The 404-nt window shown below is 76.0% G+C and carries 1 protein-coding gene; it reads left to right on the plus strand.

From position 1 onward, the window contains the following. Nucleotides 1–362 (plus strand): glycerate kinase (locus SB773_RS30210; protein WP_410593878.1); only part of this gene is annotated, 362 nt, incomplete at its 5' end. Nucleotides 363–404: the final 42 nt, after the last annotated feature.

Consider the following 404-nt stretch of genomic DNA (forward strand, 5'->3'; position numbering starts at 1 on the left):
CCGCCGGAGGGACCGGGTTCGGCCTCCTCGCGTGGGGTGCGCGCATGGCGCCGGGCGCCGTCGCCGTTGGTGAGGCGCTGGGTCTCCCGGCTGCGATCACCCGGGCGGATGCGGTCATCACCGGTGAGGGCCGCTACGACTCCCAGTCGGCTGCGGGCAAGGTGCCCGCGTACGTGGCGAAGCTCGCGCGGTCGTCGGGCGTCCCGCTGCTCCTGGTGGCGGGCGCGGTCGAGGCCCCGACCGACGGCTTCGCCGATGCCGTCGCACTCGCCGCCCTCGCCGGCTCCAGGGAGGCGGCGATCGCGGATCCTCTGCACTGGGCGTTCGCGGCCGGAACATCCCTGGCCCGCCGGGTCGGCTAGGGTGGCGGCTGTGACAGACCAGCGGCGGGCGTAGCCCGTACC

The organism is Bacillus sp. SIMBA_074 (assembly GCF_046534555.1).
Classification (GTDB): domain Bacteria; phylum Bacillota; class Bacilli; order Bacillales; family Bacillaceae_G; genus Bacillus_A; species Bacillus_A mycoides.